The organism is Lelliottia sp. RWM.1, assembly GCF_016859735.1.
Taxonomy (GTDB): domain Bacteria; phylum Pseudomonadota; class Gammaproteobacteria; order Enterobacterales; family Enterobacteriaceae; genus Enterobacter.
Window position 1 is genome coordinate 22,121 of record NZ_WLVC01000027.1, and the last position, 22,208, is coordinate 44,328.

Below are 22,208 nucleotides of genomic sequence, written 5' to 3' on the forward strand. Positions count from 1 at the left end.
GATGTAATAACCCAATGAGGAGAAAACCAGAATGCACACATTAAACGTCAAAACCGCCACTCGTGAATCAGCCGAACAATTTAAGATCGATGAACGCCAGCGCTACTCTGTTACAGATGGTGATGAACGTCTGGATTTTATTCCTGCGCTCTTTTTTACGCCTTCTGCTGATAACATGATTGCCAGCTGGTTACGTCAGCATTCAGATTATGATGGCGGTTTCTGGAATTACTGGATTATTCCGCAGGGCACCGGAGGAAACATTGCTCCGAACTGTGTCAGATTCACCACGACGCAAACCGGATATATCGCACCGGAAGGTGAACAGCGCTATAACATGGTTATTCCCGGTAATTACTTTGAAGCAGAGGTCAGTGCCGATGCTGCCGGAATTATTGCGACCCTGATGATCATGAACTGGTTGTCCTGGCAGGTTGCAGATATGGGGCCTGAATATTCGAAAGTCTGTAAACACCTCGTCGCTCGTCAGGATGCACTGAAAGACTACATCAGTATCATAAAACACCCTGAAGCAGATTTAATTTATCGGGCTATTGATTGACGACATAAATACTGGATGAATAAAAAGACCTCCTGTTGAGGTCTTTTTACTGTTTTGCAAGAGTCTGCGCTGCATTTTTATTATTCTTTATAGCCCGATATGTTGCCTCAATTTTTCTGGCATAGACATATCTTCTCTGCGCCTGTTCTTCTGTTTTCCTGAAACCTGCATTATAAGCGCCCACGGCCTGCCAGCTGACTCCCCACTTTTTGAATGCAATTGCAAGATAGTAAGCCCCGGTGTAGATATTCATACACGGATCGGAAAGAAGATGCTCCGGTTTTATTCCATAACGAGCCAGTTCGTTAAAGTGCTGGGAGTCCACCTGCATAAGTCCGGAGCCAAAACCCGAAACAGGATTGTAGCCTTTTACGTATGTGCGGAAGTTCGATTCATTCCAGGAGATTGCCCGAAGCAGATCCGGATCTATATGATAATCCCTTCCTGCCAGATCAAAACAATCAGCAGCGTTCAACATTCCAGAAAAAGCCAACATTAAAAACGTAAGAGCAATCCGTTTCATTTCTTCCCTCCGGGCACCATGCCGGAAATACGTTAACCCATCCCATGCCCAGACTCAACTAATATGCACTCCTCACCACCAAAAGCTCCACACCCCACGCAAAATTAAAGTTTTGCTGATTGGGTATTCAAATCATGCAGTTAGTGAAAAAGTAATGTGAAATAATTTATTTTAATGTGTGTAAACGACTCGGTAGCGAGTTCTATTCGACTCGGTAAAAACTCTACTCAGAGTCATTTGTGACTATTTTTAATAAATCCATTGAGTTATGACTACGGCGAGTCTATATTCGAGTCGTGAATTTTTACAGTGTGTGTCGGCATGCAAGTCGTCTGTTTTCTGGCAGGGAGTTTGTGCCGAGTCGTGCATTTTTAGCTTTTCAAAATATTCTGAGGTACAGAAGTTTTGGAACTATAAATAAGGAGAAAATTATGGCCAGAGTTCAGGTCTATGTAAGCGATGAAGTGTCAGAGAAAATAAGAGTAATCGCTGAAAAACGTCGCGCTGAAGGAGCGAGAGATAAAGATGTAAGTTTTTCGAGCATTGCATCAATGCTGGTCGAACTTGGTCTTCGGGTCTATGAAGCGCAAATGGAAAGAAAAGAGTCTTCCTTTAATCAGGCGCTCTATAATAAAACTATTCTTGAAAATGTAATGAAAACTCAATTTATAGTCAGCAAGCTCCTGGCGATGGAGTCGCTGAGTCCGCATCTCGCAGGAAATGAAAAATTTGATTTCAGGGATATGGTTACGTGTATACGTGAAGATGTGCAACAGATTGTTGAAAAATTCTTCCCCCAGGAGGAAGAGTCTCAAGATAATTAGCTGAAAATGTTTGATAAATAGGATTTAGATCTGCTGTTTTTGAGTGACTTTGGCGTCAGTAATTGATATATTTTATGCAGACATAAGTAAAATTTGATGCTCGCCATTCAGTTTGGCGGGTCGCCGGTACACCGGGCTAGACCCCCGGGTGTACCGACTATACACAGAAACCTTCAGAGGAGGCTTCAATGCACCCGCGCGATCCTAGAGATCTCTCCCAATCAAGTCAATCATTAGATGATATTGTGAAGCGTTTTGATGCGCTCTATAAGTACTCACCTTTGCCTTTTTGCATTCGGAATCAATCCAGAAACCCCATATATAAAAATGATGCATATTTAGATTTCTTTCACCCATTATCAAAGTGTTTTTCAGGTGTCAGTTTTGATCCTGATGAAGTTGAGCTTGATTTGTCGACAATTGAGTTGGAGGCCTTTGTTATGGGGCCTGATACAGCTATTTGTAGAACTTTTAATTTGAATGGTGAGTTTTATCAGTTACGTGTTGAAATTCGTATGGTAAATAAAGAATTATATGCTTTATGGTTTATTAATTACTTCCCGGATTATCAAGCTTTATTCAATACCTCGAATAGGATAAAAAATGATGAGTTTGATTTTGATATTTTTATATCAGGGTTGACGAATAAAAAGATGATTACGTTATGTTTTTCAATTCTTGGTTTTCAACTTCATACGATGGCGCAATATTTAGGTGTCTCTGAAAAAGCAATTTCAAGCAGACTTTCTAGTGTGAAGAGTGAGCTTGCGAAATATTTTATTGATTACGATGACTTCAGATTCTACTGCATGAGAATGGACGTATACAGAAAGGTGAGAATGGTTGTTCTTAAGGTTTTGAATGTTAAATTTATGTAAAAAATATAGTGGAATTTTTCGCGTATTGAATAAATTGTATTCAATGTGTCACTATCCTGACGCAGGAATATGTTGAGAGGGAAAACATGATTAGACGTCACAGGCTTCGTGGCCCAACGGTAACTATGTCGATCTACCTTGACCCACAAACCGATCTTCTTATTTTGAAGGCGAAGGACAGAAGTGGTCGTTCTAAATCAGCTGAAGCGCTGATTCGGTTACGTGACCACCTGGAAAAATTCCCTGATTTCTATAACTCTGAAATGGCGGAGGTGATCCCAAACAATCTTGAACCCAAGTCACAAAATTAGTTTCTTAGGATTTTTATTTCAACAAATCTATCCGGTGTAATTAAAGGATTAATGAATATGACTGATGTGTCTGTTATTAACGCTGTACCCGCGACCCCTGCAAAGAAAAAATTCAGCAAAGTCCCGTTACTCAAAGCGCTGAAGTTTGCCCTGCCTGTCGCAGCCCTTGCTGCGTTTTTCCCTGATACGGTTCTTGCCTCGACTGCGGGTAAAGATCTGATGTCCAGCGGCGATGCAACCGTTAAAGGAACATTTGGTAAAGACTCCAGCGTGGTTAAGTGGGTTATTCTTGCCGAAGTTCTGGTGGGCGCCGTGATGTATATGACGACCAAGAACCTCAAGTTCCTGGCGGGCTTTGCGATCCTGTCCGTATTCGTCACGGTAGGTATGTCTGTCGCAGGATACAGATATCCAGCGACAGCCGTTCAGAGCCACTTCCGACTATTAAATTCCGGTTTAATTCTGAATGCCCTTCACGAGCATTCACGGGAGGGCTTTGCCTGTAATCCGGCTGGCAGGTATTTCCATACTGCCAGCTGTACCGGAGACGGAACATATATGGCAGATGAATCTCTCAAAAAATATCGCTTTCCCGAAACCCTGACGAATCAGAGCCGCTGGTTTGGCCTTCCTGTGGATGAGCTTATTCCGGCGATTGTCTGCCTGGGGTGGGGATTCTGGACCCAGCATTATATCCCCGGAATTATCGCTGCCGTACTGGCCTATCTCGGAATTAAAAAGCTCAAAAAAGGGCGGGGCAGTTCATGGCTACGGGACCTGGTCTACTGGTATATGCCGACCTCACTGCTGAGGGGGATTTTTCATGATGTACCCGACTCATGCTACCGCCAGTGGATTAAATAGACAGGAATAATCAGATGGAACACGGAGCACGATTAAGTACACAGCGGGTTATTGCCATCGGCTTTATTGCCATGGGGGTGGTTATTCTGGGAAGCATCACCACCAATGTTATTCAGGCCGTCAACAACTACCGCCTTCAGAATGAGCAGAAGTCTATCGTCACGCCAATGCTTTTCAACGCGCCGTTTGCCGTGTCGCAGAACCAGGCAGATGCCTCCTACCTGCAACAGATGGCCCTGTCGCTTATCGCCCTTCGCCTCAATGTTACCCCGGAAACCGTTGATGCCTCTCATGAGCAGCTGCTGTCCTATGTCAAACCCGCAGCGCAGAACGAGCTGAAAATCCGGCTTGCTGAGGATGCGAAGCGCATTAAGGACAACAACGTTAACTCGTCTTTCTATATGACCAGCGTGAAGGTTTACCCGGCAAGCAGCCGCGTGGACGTACGCGGCCAGTTGAAGACCTGGATAGGCGACTCGAAACCGTATCCCGAGCTGAAACAGTACGTTCTCAAGTTCGAGCGCGAGGACGGCATCAGCTGGCTCAGTCACTTCGGAGAAATCATCGATGAACAAAAATAGTCGCCGTGCGCTGCTGGCGTTGCTGATGCTCGCTTCCGGTCAGACGGTCGCCGCACCCGCTGCGCTTTCTGCCACGATTGTCCCGTTGACGAACGGCGGACAGGCCAGCATCGCGGTCAGCAATACCGACCCGAACCTTTTTACAGTCGCAGGTGACCGCGTGACGGCCCTGACCAGCCTCGACGGTGAGCTGACGCGTCAGGAACAGACGGCAAGCGGTGGTGTGATTGTCAGCACCCTCAACAAAAAGCCTTTCACGTTCATTCTGGAAACCGAACGCGGCCTCAACTTCTCGGTACAGGCCGTGCCACGTGCGGGCGCGGGGCGAACCATCCGGCTGGTCAGCGAGCTGTCCGGTACGGGTGAAGCGGCGCGCACCTGGGAAGAGTCTTCCCCCTACGAGGCCACGCTGGTTTCCCTGAGCCAGCATCTGCTGGGCGGGCAGCTTCCGTCCGGCTGGCAGGCTATCCCCGTTACGCATGAAGCCCTCAACGCTCCCGCCGGACTTTCTGCAGTCCCCGAGCGCGTCTGGGTGGGTAATCACCTTAAGGTGGTGCGCTATCGCGTCACCAACAATACCGGGATGGCCCGCAACATCGCGGAAAGCGACTTCTGGCAGAGCGGCATTCGCGGCGTGCTGTTTGGTGAAGCCTCGCGTCAGCTGATGGCGGGCGGCGCCCTGCAGGTCTTCATTATCAGCAGCGGAGGTGCGGCTGATGGCCAGCATTAATTCAGTGGTGAAGCGCAAGCAGTTTATCTGGCTGGGTATCGTGCTGGCGACCGTGGGCGTGGTGGGCGGCGGCGGCTGGTATCTGGCGGATGCACGCTACGAGGGCAGCAGCGATGCGGCAGCCGCCGGCGAGCCTGCGCCCGATATGACCGGCGTGGTGGACAGCACCTTTGACCAGAAGGTGCAGCAGCATGCCACGACCGAGATGCAGGCTACGGCCTCCGAGATGCAGAAGCAGTATGCCGAAATGCGCCGCGAGCTTGAGCTGCTCAGCAAGGGGCAGGCAGGCTATCAGCACCAGATTGACAAACTCAGTCAGGATAATGCGGCGCTTTCCGCTCAGGTCAGCGCGCTGGGGGCGAAACCCGTCACCGCATCGGGTGAGCCGGCCCCGCAGCCGCCAGTGCCTGCGCCGGGGCCTGAAGGTGAGCCGCAGCCGACCGGTTTCCCGCCGCAGACGGGGGCCGTCCCGCCGCCGACCGCGTTCTATCCTGGTAACGGCGTCACGCCGCCGGCGCAGGTGCAGTACCAGCCCATCCCCGTACCCAACCAGCTGCGCCGGCAGTCTTTTGCCCACAGCGACGAGAGTAAAGGTCCGTCCCTGCCGTACATCCCGTCGGGCAGCTTCGCCAAATCGATGCTGATTGAGGGGGCTGACGCCAACGCCTCCGTAACCGGTAACGAGTCCACGGTGCCGATGCAGCTGCGCATTACGGGCAGGGTGGAAATGCCCAACAGCAAAAGCTACGACCTGACCGGCTGCTTCATCGGGCTTGAAGCCTGGGGCGACGTGTCCAGCGAACGCGCCATCGTACGCACCCGCAACATCAGCTGCCTGAAGCACGGCGTCACCATCGACCAGCCCATTGCCGGGCACGTGAGCTTCCGGGGAAAAAACGGCATCAAGGGCGAGGTGGTGATGCGAAACGGCAAAATCCTCGGCTGGGCATGGGGCGCGGGATTTGTTGACGGCATCGGTCAGGGCGTGCAGACCGCGTCCCAGCCTTCGGTCGGCCTCGGCGCCACGGCATCACTCGGCGCGGGTGACGTGATGAAGATGGGGATTGGCGGAGGCGCCTCCAAAGCCGCCCAGACCCTCAGCGACTACTACATCAAACGCGCAGAGCAGTACCACCCCGTCATTCCTATTGGGGCGGGTAACGAAGTGACCGTTGTCTTTCAGGACGGTTTTCAGCTGAAAACCATTGAAGAGCTGGCGCACGAGAATGACAGAAGCAAAGCGGAGGGCGACGACCGCAGCCCGGTTCCGCCGCCGTCAGTCCCGCAGGGCGGCATGAACGGGTTCAGTACCGACCAGATGCTCAACCAGCTGGGCAGGCTTAACCAGAGCCAGTTTATGCCGAAGGCCGACTCACAATAACCCCACGTAAAGGAACCGCAAATGAACAAGACAGTGCCTGTTGCGCTCACACTGGCCAGTCTCCTGACGCTGTCGGGATGTGCCGGTACAACGAGCGATTTTGAGTGTAACGCGACGACATCCGATACCTGCATGACCATCGAGCAGGCCAATGAGAAAGCCAAACGACTGGAGGAGGCCAGCGCGGTAAAGCCGGGTGCGACATCGCTGCCGCGCCTGGCTGAGGGTAATTTCCGGACCCGGTCCGTGCAGCCCCTGACGCTGCCGGCTGAACCGGTGCATGCCATCGCATCCAGGAATGCACCTCTGACGGGTATACCGACTCTCCCCCGCCCGCAGCCGCACTCAGCCTCACGGGCGCCGCTCTCCACGGTCACGCCGGTTACTGTGTCGCCGCCAGGGCGCGAGTCCATCGTGGACCCGAGGCCGCTTCGCGTCGGTGAAAAGGCGGCCGGGCTGTGGATCGCGCCCTATATCGATACGCAGGACGTTTATCACCAGCCGACGCGGGTGTTTTTTGTTGTGAAACCCTCAGCGTGGGGAACCCCACGCGTTAACTGAAACCTGAACCGCCACCGCGTGTGGCACCCATTTTAACAATCTGTCGTTATCACGCGTGCCCTGAAACGTAAAAAGGGATGGGCGGTAGCGTGTCCGGACAGTGTGAGCAGGGAGCGTTGATGGCAGACGAACTCGATCTCCTGCAGGAGCAGGACGAATTGCTGAACCAGCTTCATATACAGGCCGCGAGGCAGCGATCCTGCCTGCAGGGCAAAAGCCGCAACCGGTGCGAATGCTGTGGCAATCGCATCCCCCTCAGGCGGCAGCAGGCCATCCCGGGCGTACGTACCTGTACGGAATGCCAGCGGGTTCTGGAAATACGAGAAAAACAGTATCTGAGGTGACCGATGGGAAGAAGAAAAACCAATGTGATGGTCGTGGGGAAAACCGGTAGCGGTAAGACAGCCATCAGCGTTGAGGTTATGCGGACCTTTTTATCAGAACGACAACTCCGCGACTGGCGTGAATTGCGCAAAGACATTCAGAACGATGGCAAAAAACCAGGAGACGAACATCATGACAACCAACAGTAACAGCGGTCCGGGTAAGACCCGCCACCTTAACGATATAGCGGCCTGCTGCGAGGCGATGGGGATGCGTGTCATCTGTGTTAATGCCGCAGAGCGCGACTTCTGGCTTTCAGCGTCTCAGCAGAGCGCTCCCGCCCTTGACGGGAAGGCTGGGATTTCTCAACACATAATGCAACGGCAGCGTGGGCACTGTCTGTTCCTGGGTAAAGCAGGCTCAGGTATGAGCGTAACAAAACAGCAGATGAGGGTTTTCCTGGCGAAGTCTGACGTCAGCCGGATTAAAGCGCTGTACAGCGGAGAGGACGGGGAGAGGCTGGCGGAGGCTATCAGACACAACTGCAGCGTCTGGTTTCCGCTGAATCCCGGAGGTAAAGGGAATGATGCTTAAGCTTCTGTCCGTCCTGCTGTATTGCCTTAGATGGCTTGCCTGGGCTTTTCACTATCTGATTATCTGGCCTGCCGCCACGCTGATGCTGCTGGTTGCCATGCTTTTGTGGATGGATAACACCACGCCCGGAGAGGCGATGGCGCAGGAAATTATGGCCGTCACGCATAACGTCAGCAGTGGCGAGTTTCGTATTGCGGTCTGCCGTGATGAACCTTTACAACCCTTTATACCGCCTGCTCCGCAGAACAAGTCCTCCGGCCTCACGCTGCATGACGCTCCCTCTGCCGTCTGCCATGACCGGGGCAGCGTCGTCACCGATGCTAAAGGATATGCCGGTCATGTTGACGGGGCGCTGAGTGCGTTTAAGTTGCTGTGGATTGTGATGGCCATTGTGTTTTCAGGGGCGGCGCTGCTTATGGGATGCCGTCCGTATTTCTGCCTGTACGGTCAGATGCGCTCAGTGCGTTTTCGCTACGGTATCCCCGCCAGCCGCCCGGCCCCTGCGACGGAAGCGGTCAAAACGGCCGACAATAAAAAGGAGGGGGATCATGAGTAATCCGCTGGACTCCGTCACCCGCACGGTCAACTCGCTGCTGACGGCCCTGAAGATGCCCGATGCGTCCTCTGAGGCGAACGATGTCCTCGGGCAGATGCGCTTCCCGCAGTTTAGCCGCGTGCTGCCGTACCGCGACTACGATGCGGAAACCGGCCTCTTCATGAACGAAAAGACGATGGGCTTTATGCTCGAGGCGCAGCCCATCAACGGCGCCAACGAAACTATCGTTTCGTCGCTGGAAAACCTGATGCGCACCAAGCTGCCCCGCGAGGTGCCGGTGGCCGTTCACCTGGTGTCCAGCCATCTGGTGGGTCAGGATATCGAGTATGGCCTGCGCGAGCTCTCATGGACGGGGGAAAAGGCTGATACGTTCAACGCCATCACCCGCGCCTACTATCTCAGGGCCGCAGAAGAAGGGTTCCCGCTGCCCGATCACCTCAACCTGCCGCTGACCCTGCGTAACTACCGGGTGTACATCTCCTGCTGCGTCCCCCGTAAGCGCGGAAGTAAGGCCAGCGTGATGGAGATGGAAAACCAGGTCAAAATCATCCGCGCCTCGCTGCAGGGGGCGCAGATAGCCACCCGCAGCGTGGATGCGGATGCCTTTATCCGCATTGCGGGCGAAATGATTAACCACAACCCGGATGCGCTGTATCCCACCGAACGGGAACTGGACCCGCTCAAGGATCTGAACTACCAGTGCGTGGACGATACCTTTGACCTGAAGGTGAAGGCCGACTACATGACGCTGGGGCTGCGCGGTAACGGTCGCAACAGCACCGCGCGCATCATGAACTTCCAGCTGACCAAAAATCCGGAGCTGGCCTTCCTCTGGAATATGGCCGACAACTACAGCAACCTTCTCAACCCGGAACTGTCCGTTTCGTGCCCGTTTATCCTGACGCTGGTCCTTAGCGTGGAAGACCAGGTAAAGGCGCAGAACGAGGCCAACCTGAAGTTCATGGATCTTGAGAAGAAGTCCAAGACCAGCTACGCCAAGTTCTTCCCGGGCGTGGCGCAGGAGGCAAAAGAGTGGGGCGATCTGCGCCAGCGCCTGTCGTCCGGGCAGTCCTCGCTGGTGAGCTATTTTCTGAACGTGACCCTCTTCTGCCGCGATGACCAGGAAACTGCGCTGAAGGTCGAGCAGGACGTACTGAACAGCTTCCGTAAAAATGGCTTCGAGCTGATTTCCCCGCGCTTTAACCATATGCGCAATTTTCTCGTGAATCTGCCGTTTATGGCGGGCGGCGGCCTCTTTAAGCAGCTGCGTGAGTCCGGCGTGCTGCAGCGCGCCGAAAGCTTTAATGTCGCCAATCTGATGCCGGTGGTGGCGGACAGCCCGCTGGCCACTTCCGGCCTGCTGGCACCGACCTACCGCAACCAGCTGGCGTTTATCGACCTGTTCAGCCGCGGCATGGGTAACACCAACTTCAATATGGCGGTGTGTGGCACCTCCGGCGCGGGGAAAACCGGGCTTATCCAGCCCCTGATACGCAGCGTTATCGACTCCGGCGGCTTCGCCGTGGTGTTCGACATGGGCGACGGCTACAAGTCCCTGTGCGAGAACATGGGCGGGGTCTACCTCGACGGCGAGACGCTGAAGTTTAATCCGTTCGCTAACGTCACCGACGATACCATCGATGAGATGGCCGAACGCCTGCGGGACCAGCTGTCCGTGATGGCCAGCCCCAACGGCAACCTGGACGAGGTGCACGAAGGTCTGCTGCTCAAGGCGGTGAAGGCCACCTGGCTTACGAAGAAAAACCAGGCGCGCATTGACGACGTGGTGGACTACCTGATGATGGCCCGCGACAGCGAGGAGTACAGCGGATCGCCAACCATCCGCAGCCGCCTCGATGAGATGGTGGTACTGCTGACCCAGTACACCCGCGACGGGGTGTACGGCAGCTACTTCAACTCCGACGAACCGTCCCTGAAGGACGAAGCCCGGATGGTGGTGCTTGAGCTCGGCGGACTGGAGGACAGGCCGTCCCTCCTGGTGGCGGTGATGTTCTCGCTCATTCTCTACATTGAGAACCGCATGTACCGCACGCCGCGCAGCCTGAAGAAGCTCAACGTGATAGACGAAGGCTGGCGCCTGCTGGACTTCAAGAACAACAAGGTCGGGGCGTTTATCGAGAAGGGCTACCGTACCGCCCGCCGCCATACAGGTTCGTACATCACCATTACGCAGAACATCGTCGATTTTGACTCGGAAACGGCCTCCAGCGCCGCCCGCGCGGCATGGGGTAACTCGTCCTACAAAATTATCCTCAAGCAGTCCGCCAAAGAGTTCGCCAAGTACAACCAGCTGTACCCGGACCAGTATTCGCAGCTGCAGCGCGACATGATTAAAGGTTTTGGCAGCGCGAAGGACAACTGGTTCAGCAGCTTTATGCTGTCGGTTGAGCACCTGACGTCCTGGCACCGCCTGTTCGTCGATCCGCTCAGCCGGGCAATGTACTCCTCGGACGGTCCGGACTTTGAGTTTCTGCAGCAGCGACGCCGGGAAGGGCTGAGTATTCACGAAGCCGTCTGGGAGCTGGCGTGGAAAAAATCCGGGCCGGAAATGGCCGCGCTGGAGCGCTGGCTTCACGAGCATGAAGGGAAGACCATCTCATGAAAAAACACGTACTCATTAACGCCGCGCTGATTGCCGGCACGCTGGCTGCGGGCGCAGGCATCAGCTGGCTGGTCTGCCAGCTTAACCGTCCTGTGGTTGTGGCCTTCAACATGAAATCCACGGTGGATGCCTTCTTTGACAGCGCCGGTCGCCGTTCACTGGACGAGGCGCAGACAAAAGCACTTTCAGACCGCTTTAACGCGTCACTGGAGGCCAGCCTCAGGGACTGGCAGGTCCGCCATCGTGCCCTCATCCTTGTCGCACCTGCCGTGGTGCAGGGGGCGCCGGATATCACGCGTGAAATCCAGACTGACGTGGCCCGCCGGATGAAGGAGGGGGGGTGATGCGCGCCCTTGCCCTGGGCCTGACGCTGCTGACCGGCAGCGTGACGGCCGCTGACCTCGGGACGTGGGGCGATCTCTGGCCGGTGGCGGAGCCGGATATGCTGACCGTTATCGAAAGCCGGCTGCAGACGCTGGCGCAGTCCGGCGAGATGGACAAAAAGATGGCGGAGTTTAAGGCGCGCGTGGTGCGCAACAGCCAGCGCCCGCCTGCCGTTGAGGGAATAACCCGCGCGGTGCGCTACGAGCGGCGCTGGTTTGACCCGAGCGTGCGGGTGGACAAGGCGCTTGCCGACGACAGGGGCAACGTGTTTGCTCAGGCGGGGCAGGTCTTTAATCCGCTTGATGTGGTGCCGTTTAACGAAACCCTGCTGTTTATCAACGGCGACGATGCGGAGCAGCTCGCGTGGGTACAGCGACAGAAGCCTGACACCCTGATCACCCGCATCATTCTGGTTCAGGGCAACATTCCGCAGACGTCGGAGAAGCTCGACAGCCGCATTTTCTTCGACCAGAACGGGGTGCTGACCGCCCGGTTCGGCATAAGCCAGGTGCCGGCGCGGGTAACGGCGGCACCCAGCGGAAAGCGCCTGCAGGTGGAAATCATTCCGCCCGATATGGCGCAGCATGATGCAGGAGGTGTCCGGTGAAAATGCTGACCGTCTCTCTGTTCGGGCTGCTTCTGTGGGGTAACAGCCACATGGCAGCGGCGGACGCCGCCTGCGAAGGGCGCTTCGTCAATCCGATCACTGATATCTGCTGGCGCTGCATGTTCCCCCTGTCGCTCGGCAGCACAAAAGTCACGGGCGGGGATTTACCGGACACGTCCAATCCCGGTAGCCCGATACAGTTTTGTCCCATGCCACCGCCGGTATTTCAGCGCGTTGGCCTGGCAATAGGGTACTGGGAGCCGATGGCCATGACCGATGTGGCACGTTCTCCGGGCTGCATGGTGAACCTCGGCGGATTCACCGTTAATCTCGGGAAAATGGGGATGGGCGCCGCCAAAAAAGATGACAAACAGGTCAATGGCGCGTTCTACCACGTGCACTGGTACAAATATCCGCTGACGTACTGGCTCAATATCATCACCTCCCTCGGGTGTCTGCAGGGCGGCGATCTGGATATCGGATACCTGTCTGAAATCGACCCGACATGGGGGGACAGCGCCCTGACCTCCATTCTGAATCCGGAGGCGGTCATTTTTGCCAACCCCATCGCGCAGGGCGCATGTGCGGCCGACGCGGTGGCCAGTGCAGCAAAAACGTCGGTTGACGCGCTGTTCTGGTGTGCCGGATCGCAGGGGTCAATGTATCCCTTTAACGGCTGGGTGAGCAATGAGTCCAGCCCCCTGCAGTCTTCCGTTCTGGTCAGCGAGCGCATGGCGTTCAAGCTGCACCGTCAGGGTCAGATAATGGAGAGCGTCGGGGAGGATAAAAAGGTCTGCTTCGAGTATCCGTCACCCATTATTCCCAAAACGCGCTGGCGCTATCAGATGGTGAATATGTATCCGGACGTGGCGCAGTGCCATCCCTTCGGCCGAACGGTCATGCGCTGGGAAACGGGGCGTAACCCGCCGAACACGAAGAAAAACTACGGCTATCTTCTCTGGCGCAAGCGCAACTGCGTCTTCCTCTGAGAAAAAGGAAACTTCCATGAAAACTCTGTCCGGTCTGACGGCGGCGCTGCTGCTGTCAGCATACTGTTGCACTGCGCTGGCGTCAGGGGCTGATGAGGCGAACCGCGAGTTTATTCGTCAGCAGGAGTCTTTCAGCCAGCAGCTGAGGGGGCAGGACAACGCGCCGCTGCGCCAGATGCTGGAGCAGCAGGTGCGCCAGAACCCTCTTTCAGCAGACGACGCCCGCTTTATCGGGGAGCTGAAACAGCGCCAGCGCGAGGACCAGCAGGATAAACCCACGCACGGTGCCCTGTATTTCGTCTCCTTTGCCATCCCGCAGGCGGGGCTTAAGCGCATGCTGACCGAGGCCCGCCGCTACGATATTCCCGCCACCCTGCGGGGTATGGTCAACAACGACATGAAAACGACGGCAACCGCCGTGATGGCGCTTGTTCAGGACGGCTCAGCCAGCGGCGTCGCCATCGACCCGACCCGCTTTCGTGAGTACGGGATCACCAGCGTGCCGTCCCTGGTGGTGTACTGCGAGGCGGGCCACGACGTGATTCGCGGCAATCTTCATCTGAAGCAGGCGCTGGAAAAGGTGGTGGGGAAGGGCGAGTGCAGGGATGAGGCGCAACAGCTGCTTAATAAAGGAGATGCCCGATGAAAAGAGCAATACTGATGTCGGTGCTGGCCATTGCCACCACGATGGCAAGCGTGAATGCATTTGCCGATGCTGACGCGCAGTACAGGGCGGGGGCTGATTTTGCCCGTCAGGTACAGGGGCAGGGTGAGAGCAGCCTGAAAAACTTTAACCCCTCAGCGTCTATCCCCAACTATACCGCCTCACCCGGTGAGAAAAAGTACTATGGCGGTGTGACGGCGACCGGTGATGGTGCGCTGAAAGCGGACGGTACCACGGGCTGGACTACTAATGAGGCTACAAAAGCCGTCACCGACTCGTTTGTTAACAACCCGAAGGAGCCCATTTCGCCCGACGCGCCGTTTATTAAGGCCAGCCAGGATGTCCAGTCCCGCGCTGATACCATCATCGGCAAAACGGGGCAGACGCAGTGCGAAGCGCAGAATATCAGCCGCAGTGAGTTCACCAACTATACCTGTGAGCGCGACCTGCTGGTTGAGCAGGCCTGTACGCGCACGGCCAGCATTACCGGCCACTATGAAGATACATCTGAAACAAAACAGATTGTTATCCAGTCTCAGAATATTTCGTTTGCTTCCTCCGAAGCGGGATACACAGGAACATGGACTGCGCCGGTGACAGGGAAGGTTGTTGCTGCAACAGCCACCTATTCCTGGAATAAACGTCTGGCGTTCAGTAATCCTAACTGGTTTATGCGAGTAACCACGCCTTTCGGGTTGATTTCCATGGATAACGATACCGGTAGCCTGGCGCTGAGTAGCGGCATGCAGCTGAAGAAAGGCGCAGGGATGGTGTTTTCCATTCGTACCAGGAGAAACAATCCCACTACAGATTCAATCTGGAAGCACAGCAATATGCGCTACAGCTTCACCGTTACGCTCCAGATTGAAATTCCCGCCAAAAAATGGGTACCAGACGTGGTCTGGAACGAATCCTGCCCGTTCAGCAAGAGCGAAGGTACGCTCAAAAAGACGGAATGTATTGAGCCGGGGAGCACAAAAACGGTGGTGGTTGACGGCGTGTCATACCCGGTCACGCAGGCTTGCTGGAAGTACAAAGACACGTATATGACCCAGGCTGCTGACAATGGCACCTGCAAAACCTACATGAACAATCCGGCCTGTACGCTTGCCTCACGCACCTGCGCCTTCACGGCAGAAGACGGCAGCGGCTGCCTGCATGAATACGCGACGTACTCCTGTGAAACACGTACTTCCGGCCAGGTGATGATATGTGGCGGCGACACCTTCTGTCTCGATGGTGACTGTGAGCGGGCGCAGAACGGTAAAAACAACGATTTTGCACCTGTCGTTTCGGCACTCGCCGCGCTGGCCGCTGCGGGCAAGGACGTGGCAGCCATTAACAGCGTTAACGTACGCGCCTTTACCGGCAGCGCGAAGTTCTGCAAGAAGTTTGCGGCAGGCTTCAGCAGCTGCTGTAAGGACGGCGGCTGGGGCCAGGACGTCGGGCTTGCCAGGTGCAGCAGCGAGGAGAAAGCGCTGGGCAAGGCCAAAGAGAATAAGCTCACGGTCAGTATCGGTGAGTTCTGTTCAAAAAAAGTGCTCGGCGTCTGTCTCGAGAAGAAGCGCAGCTACTGTCAGTTTGACTCAAAGCTTGCCCAGATTGTGCAGCAGCAGGGACGTAACGGTCAGCTTCACATCGGCTTTGGCAAGGCCAGCAGCCCGGACTGTCGCGGCATCACCCAGACTGAGTTGCAACAAATCAAGTTCGACAAACTCGACTTCTCAAACTTTTTCGACGATCTGCAAAAGAACAAGAAAATCCCGGATAACGACACCCTGACGAAGCGCGTCCGCGAGGAAATCGCCGCGCAACTGAAGAACAAACAGTAAGCCACTCATCACTCACTCAGGACTCTCCATCATGAAAATTAAAGGATTTACTGGACGCCTTATCATCAGCCTGATTGTCGCCTCACCGGTGCTTTACTGGCGCGGGAATATCGTTGATGAAACAACCCGCATCGATGTGTTTTTTATGGCGCTGATGGTTGTGCTTTTCGTGGCGGGAGTTCTGCTGGCGTGGCTGTTAAACCCGCTTTTCAAACGATAACCGACCTGCTTCGGGATAAGGAAGGTTCCAGTGAAAAAGAGAAAGACAGCGTTAGCGCTGCTGCTTCTTGGCAGCGTTTTTACCGCCACAGGAAAAGATGCCGGCTGGCAGTGGTACAACGAAACGCGCAGAACGCCGGAGGACGACAAATCCTCTTCAACACAGCCTCAGCAGGCCTCGCCGGACATCATGGAGAAGCTTGCCACGCTTCAGCAGGCCACGAAGCGCGCCATGTACGAGGCCATTCTGTATCCGGGCGTGGAGAACTTTACCCGCTACTTCCGCCTGCAGAACTACTGGACGCAGCAGGCCGGGCTGTTCTCGATGAGCGCCAAAAAAGCCATGCTCGAGCACCCCGAACTGGACTACAACCTGCAGCACAGCCACTACAACGGTACCGTGCGCAACCAGCTGGCGGCGGACTTTGCCGACCAGCGCCGCGCCATTGAAACGCTGGCTCAGCACTATGGCGTGATGTTCTTCTACCGCGGACAGGACCCGATCGACGGCCAGCTGGTTCAGGTCATTAAAAACTTCCGCGAAACGTATCACCTCAGCGTCATTCCGGTTTCCGTGGACGGTATCGTGAATCCACTCCTGCCGGATACCCGAATGGACGGTGGACAGGCCAGCCGGCTGGGTATTCGTTACTTCCCGGCGCTGATGCTGGCCGACCCTAAAAGCGGGGCGGTCAAACCCGTCTCGTATGGCTTTATCAGCCAGGATGACCTGGCGAAGCAGTTCCTCAACGTTTCCACAGATTTTGCCCCCAACTTTTAATACAGGAAGAGTTCGCATGCGCAAATTCCGTTTTCGCCTGCCTGAGTTCGACGTGCCCGGATTATGGGTGCTGAGCCTCGGGATATGGTTTCACATTGTTTCCCGCCTGGTCCGGCGCGAGCCGGAGATGGCCATTCTTCTGGCGCAGATAATCGGCGTATCGATGGCGCTCTGGGGGGGCTACCGCATCATCAACCGCTGGATTGATGCCGCCCGTGAGGCCGAAAAGGCCCGTGATGCCGGAGGATGCCGACATGAACCTTAGACATACCGTGTTTACCGTGGCGCTCATGTCCCTCTGCCTGGCCACACAGGCTTCCACAATGGACGAGATCAAATCGTTATGGCATCCACAGGGGGCGCGAACGTCGGGATCTCTGCCAACATCCCCGGAAGACCCTGAAGTTAAGCCACTTCCGGCGAAGCCGCCGGTCTGGTACCGCCTCAGCAACGGCCGCCAGATCAATCTGGCCGACTGGAAGGTCGTGCTGTTTATGCAGGGACACTGCCCGTACTGCCACCAGTTTGATCCGGTCCTGAAGTCGCTGTCGGCACGGGTGGGGTTTGGGGTGATGGCCTACACCATCGACGGTCAGGGGGATGCGTCCTTTCCCGATGCGTTGCCCGCGCCGCCGGAGGTGATGAAAACCTTTTTCCCTAACCTGCCCGTGGCCACGCCAACCACCTTTCTCGTCAACGTAAACACCCTTGAAGCCCTGCCCCTGCTGCAGGGCGCGACCGACGAACAGGGCTTTATGGCCCGCATGGATACGGTCCTTCAGATGCGTGGAGTGGGTAACAATGGCTGATCAGAACAATGCAGAGGAACACGACATGATGACCTCCGGAATGCTTCAGAGAGCTACGACGCCAGAGTTAATCGCGCTCAGGGCACGGAAAGAGGACGCACGGTTCGGCGTTTATGCTGAGTGGGCGGGCATTTTGCTCATTGCCGGCGTGCTGTCGCGCGTCTTTATGACATACGTTTTCAATGCCTGCGTCGGCGACTGGCTCAGGGACGGTCACCTGCAGCTGAAAGATTTGTGGAACGTGTTGATGTACGCCATTCCACTGATATTTATCGCGCTGAGCGGCGGGCTTGCCGTTGCAGGTGGCGTTTATGCAATCCTGAACTCGCTTTATACGAAAGGGCAAATGTTCATACTAAAACGAAAAATGGGAAAACTCGCCCTGCAGGCGAGTCGGGAGGGTGCCGATGTTCGTCCGTAAACCTCTCTCCATACTGTGTGGCCTCCTTCTTGCGTGTTCAGCGAGCGTGAGTGCCGACGTGAACAGTGACATGAACACCTTCTTTAATAAGCTGGGCTTTGCGTCCAACACCAGCCAGCCACAGGTCTGGCAGGGCCAGGCCGCGGGCTACGCCACGGGCGGCTCACTCTACGCGCGCACGCAGGTGAAAACCGTCCAGCTTATCTCCATGACGCTGCCCGACATCAACGCCGGCTGCGGCGGCATCGATGCCTATCTGGGCTCCTTCAGCTTTATTAACAGCGATCAGTTGCAGCGTTTCGCCAAGCAGATTATGTCCAATGCGGCCGGATACTTCTTCGATCTGGCGCTGCAGACCACGGTACCGGAAATCAAGACCGCTAAAGACTTCCTGCAGAAGATGGCCAGCGACATTAACAGCATGAACCTCAGCTCCTGCCAGGCGGCGCAGGGGATTGTCGGCGGTCTGTTTCCGCGCACTCAGGTCTCCCAGCAGAAGGTCTGCCAGGACATTGCCGGTGAGAGCAACATGTTTGCCGACTGGGCGGCATCCCGCCAGGGCTGCACGGTGGGGGGAAGCATGGATAAGGTCCGTGATAAGGCCAGTGATAAGGATAAAGAGCGCATAACGAAGAATATCAATGTCATCTGGAATGCGCTCGGAAAGAACCGCATGTTTGACGGGAATAAAGAGCTTAAGGAGTTCATCATGACCCTGACCGGAACAATGGTCTTTGATGAGAAGGGTAATATAACCCCGCTTCCGGCAAGAACGACCGATCGCGACCTTATTCGGGCCATGATGGAGGGGGGGACTGCACGGGTGTATCACTGTAATGACAGCGATAAATGTCTGAAGGTGGTTGCCGATGCTAATGTCACGATCAGCCAGAAAAATGCACTGAAAAATCAGATAAAAGACATCCTTTCCAGCATTCAGAATAAAGCCGTTGCCGATCTAAAGTTAACCGAGAAAGAGAAGGGATTTATCACAAGTACTACCATCCCGGTCTTCAAGTACCTGGTTGATCCACAGATGCTGGGGGTTTCTAACAGCCTCGTTTATCAGCTAACCGATTACATCGGCTACGACATTCTTCTCCAGTACATCCAGGAGCTGGTCCAGCAGGCCCGTGCAATGGTGGCAACGGGAAACTATGACCAGGCGGTTATCGACAGCATCAATAATAACCTCAACGAAGCCACGCGGCAGATAGCCTCCTTCCAGGCACAGGTGCAGGTACAGCAGGATGCGCTTTTGGTTGTTGACCGCCAGATGAGCTACATGCGCCAGCAGGTCTCGGCACGCATGCTGCAGCGCTACCAGAACAACTATCACTTCGGGGGGGCGCGCTGATGCAGGAAATCTATGTCATCGCGGGCGGCGACTGGCTGACGCAGACGCTGAATGCCATCGTCACGTTCATGTCGACGGAGAACTGGGTTGTTATTCGGCGTATTGCGACGGCTTTCTCTGTGCTGGTTGTAGCCATTTCGTGGATACGACGGCACAACATCATGGATATGCTGGGCTGGGCAGGCGTCATTGTGCTGATGTCGCTGCTGGTCAGTGTTCGCACCTCCGTACAAATAATCGATATCAGTAATCAGACAAAGGTCTATAAAGTCGATAACGTGCCCGTCGGGCTGGCACTGCCTGCATCGCTGACCACCAAAATCGGATATGCCCTTGTTCAGGGGTATGAAATGGTCTTTTCACAGCCCGACAGCATCACCTACAGCAAAACCGGCATGATATTTGGGGCGAATCTGGTTTCACGCAGTACGGACTTTTTATCACAGAACCCAGAGATAACTACGATATTCACGGACTATGTGCAGAACTGCGTGATGGGCGATATTTTCCTGAACGGAAAATATACCATGGAAGATCTAATGAACAGTGCAGACCCGTATACGCTGATTTTCTCAAAGCCGAGTCCGCTGAGGGGGGTATTCAACAACAATAATCAGTTTTTAACCTGTGAAGAAGCCGCTGCGGTAATTAAGCCAAAGCTTGCCCTGGATACTCAGACCGGAGGAAAAACATGGAGTTACTACGTGCGTCAGCTTTTTGGCGGACGTCCGAATCCTGACATTTTGTTCAGCCAGATGATCGGGGACAGCTATAACTATTTCTATGGTGCTGGTCAGAGCGCCGCGTCGATTGTCCGTCAGAATGTGACGATGAACGCTTTGCGAAATGGCATCATGAGCTATGCAGCCCGCAACGGTGACACCTCAAGCCTGCTGAATATCGCCACTACGTCATCGATGGAGAAGCAGCGGCTGGCGCATGCGACGGTCGGTCAGGTGGCATTACGCTCACTACCTATGTCTCAGACGTTGATTGTCGGTCTGACCATCGGAATATTCCCCCTGATGGTGCTGGGCGGGATGTTTAACGCCGTCACCCTTAATGTGCTGAAGGGGTACGTGCTGGCTATCATGTGGGTGCAGAGCTGGCCACTGCTTTACGCCATCCTCAACAGCTGCATGACCTTCTATGCGAAGGCCAACGGTTCACCAGTGGTTCTCTCGGAGTTGTCACAGGTGCAGATAAAATACTCAGACCTCGCTACCACGGCAGGCTATCTGTCGATGCTTATCCCGCCACTGGCATGGGGAATGCTGAAGGGACTGGGGGCGGGGTTCTCAAATCTCTACAGCCATCTGGCCTCTTCCGCTATCAGCCCTGCAGCCACTGCTGCCTCTGGTGCTGTTGATGGTAACTACTCTTACGCTAACATGCAGACAGAAAATGTGAGTGGTTTTAACTGGAATACCAATAGCTCAACAGTATTTGGACAAATGAGCCAACAGTTGGCTAACGGAGCCAGTTCGACGCAAATGCGTGATGGTAGTGTAGTGACAGATTCCAGTGGTGCTACGTCACGTATTCCTATGAGTATCAACATGACTCGTCAGATTGCAACCGCACAGCAGGCAATGGCCCGCGAGGCACAAACCCAGTCAGAGAGTGCATTGCATGGATATAACAGTAGTTTGAGTAGCGCATGGAATACGCTTAGTCAGTTTGGCTCAAACCGTGGTAGCAGTAATTCAATGACCAGTGGCGCAGACAGCACTATGAGTGCTCAGGATTCTATGATGGCCAGCAGGATGCGCAGCGCAGTAGAAAGCTATGCGAAAGGGCATAATATTAGTAATGAACAGGCCACTCAAGAGTTAGCGTCAAGGAGCACCAGAGCGTCACTCGGATTGTATGGTGATGCACATGCTAAAGGAAGTATGGGGCTGAATGTGCTGGGTACCGGAGGAGGGGTAGGGTTTCAGGCAGGAGTTAAGGCGGGAGTTGATTTTTCCGATGACGATATGCACCAAGCAACAAATAGCTCTCGAGCTAGCCATGATGCTCGACATGATATGGATGCTAAAGCAACCCAGGACTTTAAGGAGGCGAGTGATTACTTTACTAGCCGTAAAGTCAGTGAATCTGGGAGCCATACGGACAATAATGCGGCTTCCCGAGCAGATCAACTTTCGGCATCGTTGAACTCAGCAAAACAGAGCTATGATCAGTACACCACAAGTCAGGCTCGTAGCCATGAATATGCTGAAATGGCGTCTCGTACAGAAAGTATGAGTGGTCAAATGAGCGAGGATCTAAATCAGCAGTTTGCCCAGTATGTCCGTAAACATGCACCTCAAGATGCAGATACATTGCTTACTAATACCAGCTCAGCAGAAATCGCAGGAAAACGTCGGGAACTGGCTTGGGGATTTGTTCAGGAGCAGGTACAACCGAGCGTTGATGCATCATATTCAGCAGCTAAAGGAAATGTTGGCCATGGTATGGGGGCCATTTCTGGTGGCGGTGGAAATAGCGATGTTAGTGCCGATCACCAGTCTCATCAGGCTACTATCGAACAACGTACACAGGACAGCGGAATTCAGAATAATGTAAAAGACCAAGTTGATAATATGCTCACAACATCGAGAGAGAATATAGCCGATACTAAAGGAGGAATACGCGATGAAGAAGGCAGCATAAATAAACAGTATTCTGATCTGCAAAAACATCATAATTCAGAGCAATCTTCGCAAATGAATACGTATAATAAGGAAAAGGAGTCTCAAGAACGAGTGCCGGGGGCTGACAGTCCTGAAGAACTGATGAAGAAGGCAAAAAAATATCAAGATAAACATAAGCAGTAACAGGATGCCAG

27 protein-coding genes and 1 pseudogene are annotated in these 22,208 nt (G+C 54.5%); 27 read left to right on the top strand and 1 reads right to left on the bottom strand.

From position 1 onward, the window contains the following. The first annotated feature begins 31 nt into the window (after positions 1-31). Positions 32-562 (top strand): antirestriction protein, encoded by a 531-nt coding sequence (locus GF617_RS17625; protein WP_008324170.1) that lies wholly within the window; start codon positions 32-34, stop codon positions 560-562. Between the two features lie 46 nt (positions 563-608). On the opposite strand, the gene GF617_RS17630 is transcribed toward GF617_RS17625, so the two are convergent. After that, a complete protein-coding gene (locus GF617_RS17630; protein ID WP_008324168.1) occupies positions 609-1,085 on the bottom strand; it encodes a transglycosylase SLT domain-containing protein in 477 nt (158 codons plus the stop codon). A gap of 431 nt (positions 1,086-1,516) precedes the next feature. On the opposite strand from GF617_RS17630, the gene traM reads away from it, so the two are divergent. From traM to traG, 26 genes and pseudogenes are all read left to right on the top strand, one after another. Further along, the gene (traM, locus tag GF617_RS17635; protein WP_008324167.1) at positions 1,517-1,909 is read left to right on the top strand and encodes a conjugal transfer relaxosome DNA-binding protein TraM; all 393 of its coding nucleotides are present in this window, start codon (positions 1,517-1,519) and stop codon (positions 1,907-1,909) included. A gap of 188 nt (positions 1,910-2,097) precedes the next feature. Further along, entirely contained in the window at positions 2,098-2,787 is a 690-nt protein-coding gene (locus tag GF617_RS17640) for a hypothetical protein (protein ID WP_008324166.1), read from the top strand. Between the two features lie 86 nt (positions 2,788-2,873). Then, positions 2,874-3,098 (top strand): TraY domain-containing protein, encoded by a 225-nt coding sequence (locus GF617_RS17645; RefSeq protein WP_008324165.1) that lies wholly within the window; start codon positions 2,874-2,876, stop codon positions 3,096-3,098. A 57-nt stretch (positions 3,099-3,155) separates the two neighbouring features. Next, a pseudogene (gene traA, locus GF617_RS17650) lies at positions 3,156-3,503 on the top strand (type IV conjugative transfer system pilin TraA); the annotation flags it as partial. Positions 3,504-3,656: 153 nt separating this feature from the next. Beyond that, a complete protein-coding gene (gene traL / locus GF617_RS17655; RefSeq protein ID WP_008324160.1) occupies positions 3,657-3,962 on the top strand; it encodes a type IV conjugative transfer system protein TraL in 306 nt (101 codons plus the stop codon). Between the two features lie 14 nt (positions 3,963-3,976). Further along, positions 3,977-4,543 carry a type IV conjugative transfer system protein TraE gene (gene traE, locus GF617_RS17660; protein ID WP_008324158.1) on the top strand — a complete coding sequence of 189 codons (567 nt, stop codon included), beginning with the start codon at positions 3,977-3,979 and terminating at the stop codon, positions 4,541-4,543. Next, positions 4,530-5,273: a type-F conjugative transfer system secretin TraK gene (traK, locus tag GF617_RS17665; protein ID WP_008324157.1), complete on the top strand. Its 744-nt coding sequence runs from the start codon at positions 4,530-4,532 to the stop codon at positions 5,271-5,273. Before traE ends, traK begins: the two co-directional genes overlap by 14 nt. Then, a complete protein-coding gene (gene traB / locus GF617_RS17670; protein WP_008324156.1) occupies positions 5,260-6,654 on the top strand; it encodes an F-type conjugal transfer pilus assembly protein TraB in 1,395 nt (464 codons plus the stop codon). Before traK ends, traB begins: the two co-directional genes overlap by 14 nt. 21 nt (positions 6,655-6,675) lie before the next feature. After that, entirely contained in the window at positions 6,676-7,215 is a 540-nt protein-coding gene (traV, locus tag GF617_RS17675; RefSeq protein ID WP_008324154.1) for a type IV conjugative transfer system lipoprotein TraV, read from the top strand. Positions 7,216-7,334: 119 nt separating this feature from the next. Continuing rightward, complete coding sequence (locus GF617_RS17680; RefSeq protein ID WP_008324141.1) at positions 7,335-7,559, top strand: TraR/DksA C4-type zinc finger protein; 225 nt, start codon at positions 7,335-7,337, stop codon at positions 7,557-7,559. Positions 7,560-7,562: 3 nt separating this feature from the next. Next, positions 7,563-7,748, top strand: a complete 186-nt coding sequence (locus GF617_RS17685; RefSeq protein ID WP_008324139.1) for a hypothetical protein — start codon at positions 7,563-7,565, stop codon at positions 7,746-7,748. Beyond that, the gene (locus tag GF617_RS17690) at positions 7,732-8,133 is read left to right on the top strand and encodes a hypothetical protein (RefSeq protein WP_008324137.1); all 402 of its coding nucleotides are present in this window, start codon (positions 7,732-7,734) and stop codon (positions 8,131-8,133) included. Before GF617_RS17685 ends, GF617_RS17690 begins: the two co-directional genes overlap by 17 nt. After that, positions 8,123-8,689 carry a conjugal transfer pilus-stabilizing protein TraP gene (gene traP / locus GF617_RS17695; protein ID WP_008324135.1) on the top strand — a complete coding sequence of 189 codons (567 nt, stop codon included), beginning with the start codon at positions 8,123-8,125 and terminating at the stop codon, positions 8,687-8,689. The genes GF617_RS17690 and traP overlap by 11 nt, the downstream gene beginning before the upstream one ends. Beyond that, entirely contained in the window at positions 8,682-11,312 is a 2,631-nt protein-coding gene (traC, locus tag GF617_RS17700) for a type IV secretion system protein TraC (RefSeq protein ID WP_008324134.1), read from the top strand. The genes traP and traC overlap by 8 nt, the downstream gene beginning before the upstream one ends. Then, the gene (trbI, locus tag GF617_RS17705) at positions 11,309-11,656 is read left to right on the top strand and encodes a type-F conjugative transfer system protein TrbI (protein ID WP_008324133.1); all 348 of its coding nucleotides are present in this window, start codon (positions 11,309-11,311) and stop codon (positions 11,654-11,656) included. The genes traC and trbI overlap by 4 nt, the downstream gene beginning before the upstream one ends. Further along, positions 11,656-12,303: a type-F conjugative transfer system protein TraW gene (gene traW / locus GF617_RS17710; RefSeq protein ID WP_008324132.1), complete on the top strand. Its 648-nt coding sequence runs from the start codon at positions 11,656-11,658 to the stop codon at positions 12,301-12,303. Before trbI ends, traW begins: the two co-directional genes overlap by 1 nt. Positions 12,304-12,305: 2 nt before the next feature. Next, positions 12,306-13,292: a conjugal transfer pilus assembly protein TraU gene (gene traU, locus GF617_RS17715; protein WP_032160671.1), complete on the top strand. Its 987-nt coding sequence runs from the start codon at positions 12,306-12,308 to the stop codon at positions 13,290-13,292. A gap of 16 nt (positions 13,293-13,308) precedes the next feature. Continuing rightward, the gene (trbC, locus tag GF617_RS17720) at positions 13,309-13,938 is read left to right on the top strand and encodes a type-F conjugative transfer system pilin assembly protein TrbC (protein ID WP_008324130.1); all 630 of its coding nucleotides are present in this window, start codon (positions 13,309-13,311) and stop codon (positions 13,936-13,938) included. Further along, entirely contained in the window at positions 13,935-15,788 is a 1,854-nt protein-coding gene (gene traN, locus GF617_RS17725; protein WP_022652255.1) for a type-F conjugative transfer system mating-pair stabilization protein TraN, read from the top strand. Before trbC ends, traN begins: the two co-directional genes overlap by 4 nt. Positions 15,789-15,819: 31 nt before the next feature. Then, complete coding sequence (gene trbE, locus GF617_RS17730) at positions 15,820-16,008, top strand: conjugal transfer protein TrbE (protein ID WP_008324128.1); 189 nt, start codon at positions 15,820-15,822, stop codon at positions 16,006-16,008. A 30-nt stretch (positions 16,009-16,038) separates the two neighbouring features. Beyond that, on the top strand, positions 16,039-16,788 hold the full coding sequence (traF, locus tag GF617_RS17735) for a type-F conjugative transfer system pilin assembly protein TraF (protein WP_008324127.1): 750 nt from the start codon (positions 16,039-16,041) through the stop codon (positions 16,786-16,788). A gap of 16 nt (positions 16,789-16,804) precedes the next feature. Then, the gene (gene traQ, locus GF617_RS17740; protein ID WP_008324126.1) at positions 16,805-17,053 is read left to right on the top strand and encodes a type-F conjugative transfer system pilin chaperone TraQ; all 249 of its coding nucleotides are present in this window, start codon (positions 16,805-16,807) and stop codon (positions 17,051-17,053) included. Then, entirely contained in the window at positions 17,043-17,597 is a 555-nt protein-coding gene (gene trbB / locus GF617_RS17745) for a type-F conjugative transfer system pilin assembly thiol-disulfide isomerase TrbB (RefSeq protein WP_008324125.1), read from the top strand. The genes traQ and trbB overlap by 11 nt, the downstream gene beginning before the upstream one ends. Continuing rightward, the gene (locus GF617_RS17750) at positions 17,590-18,018 is read left to right on the top strand and encodes a hypothetical protein (protein ID WP_008324122.1); all 429 of its coding nucleotides are present in this window, start codon (positions 17,590-17,592) and stop codon (positions 18,016-18,018) included. The genes trbB and GF617_RS17750 overlap by 8 nt, the downstream gene beginning before the upstream one ends. After that, positions 18,005-19,375 (top strand): conjugal transfer pilus assembly protein TraH, encoded by a 1,371-nt coding sequence (gene traH, locus GF617_RS17755; RefSeq protein ID WP_016247527.1) that lies wholly within the window; start codon positions 18,005-18,007, stop codon positions 19,373-19,375. Before GF617_RS17750 ends, traH begins: the two co-directional genes overlap by 14 nt. After that, positions 19,375-22,197 carry a conjugal transfer mating-pair stabilization protein TraG gene (traG, locus tag GF617_RS17760; protein ID WP_008324119.1) on the top strand — a complete coding sequence of 941 codons (2,823 nt, stop codon included), beginning with the start codon at positions 19,375-19,377 and terminating at the stop codon, positions 22,195-22,197. The genes traH and traG overlap by 1 nt, the downstream gene beginning before the upstream one ends. Positions 22,198-22,208 lie beyond the last annotated feature (11 nt).

Bases quoted from the DNA above. Each gene is read 5' to 3' on its own strand.
- GF617_RS17625 (WP_008324170.1), top strand. From the start codon at position 32: ATGCACACATTAAACGTCAAAACCGCCACTCGTGAATCAGCCGAACAA.
- GF617_RS17630 (WP_008324168.1), bottom strand. From the start codon at position 1,085: ATGAAACGGATTGCTCTTACGTTTTTAATGTTGGCTTTTTCTGGAATG.
- traM (WP_008324167.1), top strand. From the start codon at position 1,517: ATGGCCAGAGTTCAGGTCTATGTAAGCGATGAAGTGTCAGAGAAAATA.
- GF617_RS17640 (WP_008324166.1), top strand. From the start codon at position 2,098: ATGCACCCGCGCGATCCTAGAGATCTCTCCCAATCAAGTCAATCATTA.
- GF617_RS17645 (WP_008324165.1), top strand. From the start codon at position 2,874: ATGATTAGACGTCACAGGCTTCGTGGCCCAACGGTAACTATGTCGATC.
- traL (WP_008324160.1), top strand. From the start codon at position 3,657: ATGGCAGATGAATCTCTCAAAAAATATCGCTTTCCCGAAACCCTGACG.
- traE (WP_008324158.1), top strand. From the start codon at position 3,977: ATGGAACACGGAGCACGATTAAGTACACAGCGGGTTATTGCCATCGGC.
- traK (WP_008324157.1), top strand. From the start codon at position 4,530: ATGAACAAAAATAGTCGCCGTGCGCTGCTGGCGTTGCTGATGCTCGCT.
- traB (WP_008324156.1), top strand. From the start codon at position 5,260: ATGGCCAGCATTAATTCAGTGGTGAAGCGCAAGCAGTTTATCTGGCTG.
- traV (WP_008324154.1), top strand. From the start codon at position 6,676: ATGAACAAGACAGTGCCTGTTGCGCTCACACTGGCCAGTCTCCTGACG.
- GF617_RS17680 (WP_008324141.1), top strand. From the start codon at position 7,335: ATGGCAGACGAACTCGATCTCCTGCAGGAGCAGGACGAATTGCTGAAC.
- GF617_RS17685 (WP_008324139.1), top strand. From the start codon at position 7,563: ATGGGAAGAAGAAAAACCAATGTGATGGTCGTGGGGAAAACCGGTAGC.
- GF617_RS17690 (WP_008324137.1), top strand. From the start codon at position 7,732: ATGACAACCAACAGTAACAGCGGTCCGGGTAAGACCCGCCACCTTAAC.
- traP (WP_008324135.1), top strand. From the start codon at position 8,123: ATGATGCTTAAGCTTCTGTCCGTCCTGCTGTATTGCCTTAGATGGCTT.
- traC (WP_008324134.1), top strand. From the start codon at position 8,682: ATGAGTAATCCGCTGGACTCCGTCACCCGCACGGTCAACTCGCTGCTG.
- trbI (WP_008324133.1), top strand. From the start codon at position 11,309: ATGAAAAAACACGTACTCATTAACGCCGCGCTGATTGCCGGCACGCTG.
- traW (WP_008324132.1), top strand. From the start codon at position 11,656: ATGCGCGCCCTTGCCCTGGGCCTGACGCTGCTGACCGGCAGCGTGACG.
- traU (WP_032160671.1), top strand. From the start codon at position 12,306: ATGCTGACCGTCTCTCTGTTCGGGCTGCTTCTGTGGGGTAACAGCCAC.
- trbC (WP_008324130.1), top strand. From the start codon at position 13,309: ATGAAAACTCTGTCCGGTCTGACGGCGGCGCTGCTGCTGTCAGCATAC.
- traN (WP_022652255.1), top strand. From the start codon at position 13,935: ATGAAAAGAGCAATACTGATGTCGGTGCTGGCCATTGCCACCACGATG.
- trbE (WP_008324128.1), top strand. From the start codon at position 15,820: ATGAAAATTAAAGGATTTACTGGACGCCTTATCATCAGCCTGATTGTC.
- traQ (WP_008324126.1), top strand. From the start codon at position 16,805: ATGCGCAAATTCCGTTTTCGCCTGCCTGAGTTCGACGTGCCCGGATTA.
- trbB (WP_008324125.1), top strand. From the start codon at position 17,043: ATGAACCTTAGACATACCGTGTTTACCGTGGCGCTCATGTCCCTCTGC.
- GF617_RS17750 (WP_008324122.1), top strand. From the start codon at position 17,590: ATGGCTGATCAGAACAATGCAGAGGAACACGACATGATGACCTCCGGA.
- traH (WP_016247527.1), top strand. From the start codon at position 18,005: ATGTTCGTCCGTAAACCTCTCTCCATACTGTGTGGCCTCCTTCTTGCG.
- traG (WP_008324119.1), top strand. From the start codon at position 19,375: ATGCAGGAAATCTATGTCATCGCGGGCGGCGACTGGCTGACGCAGACG.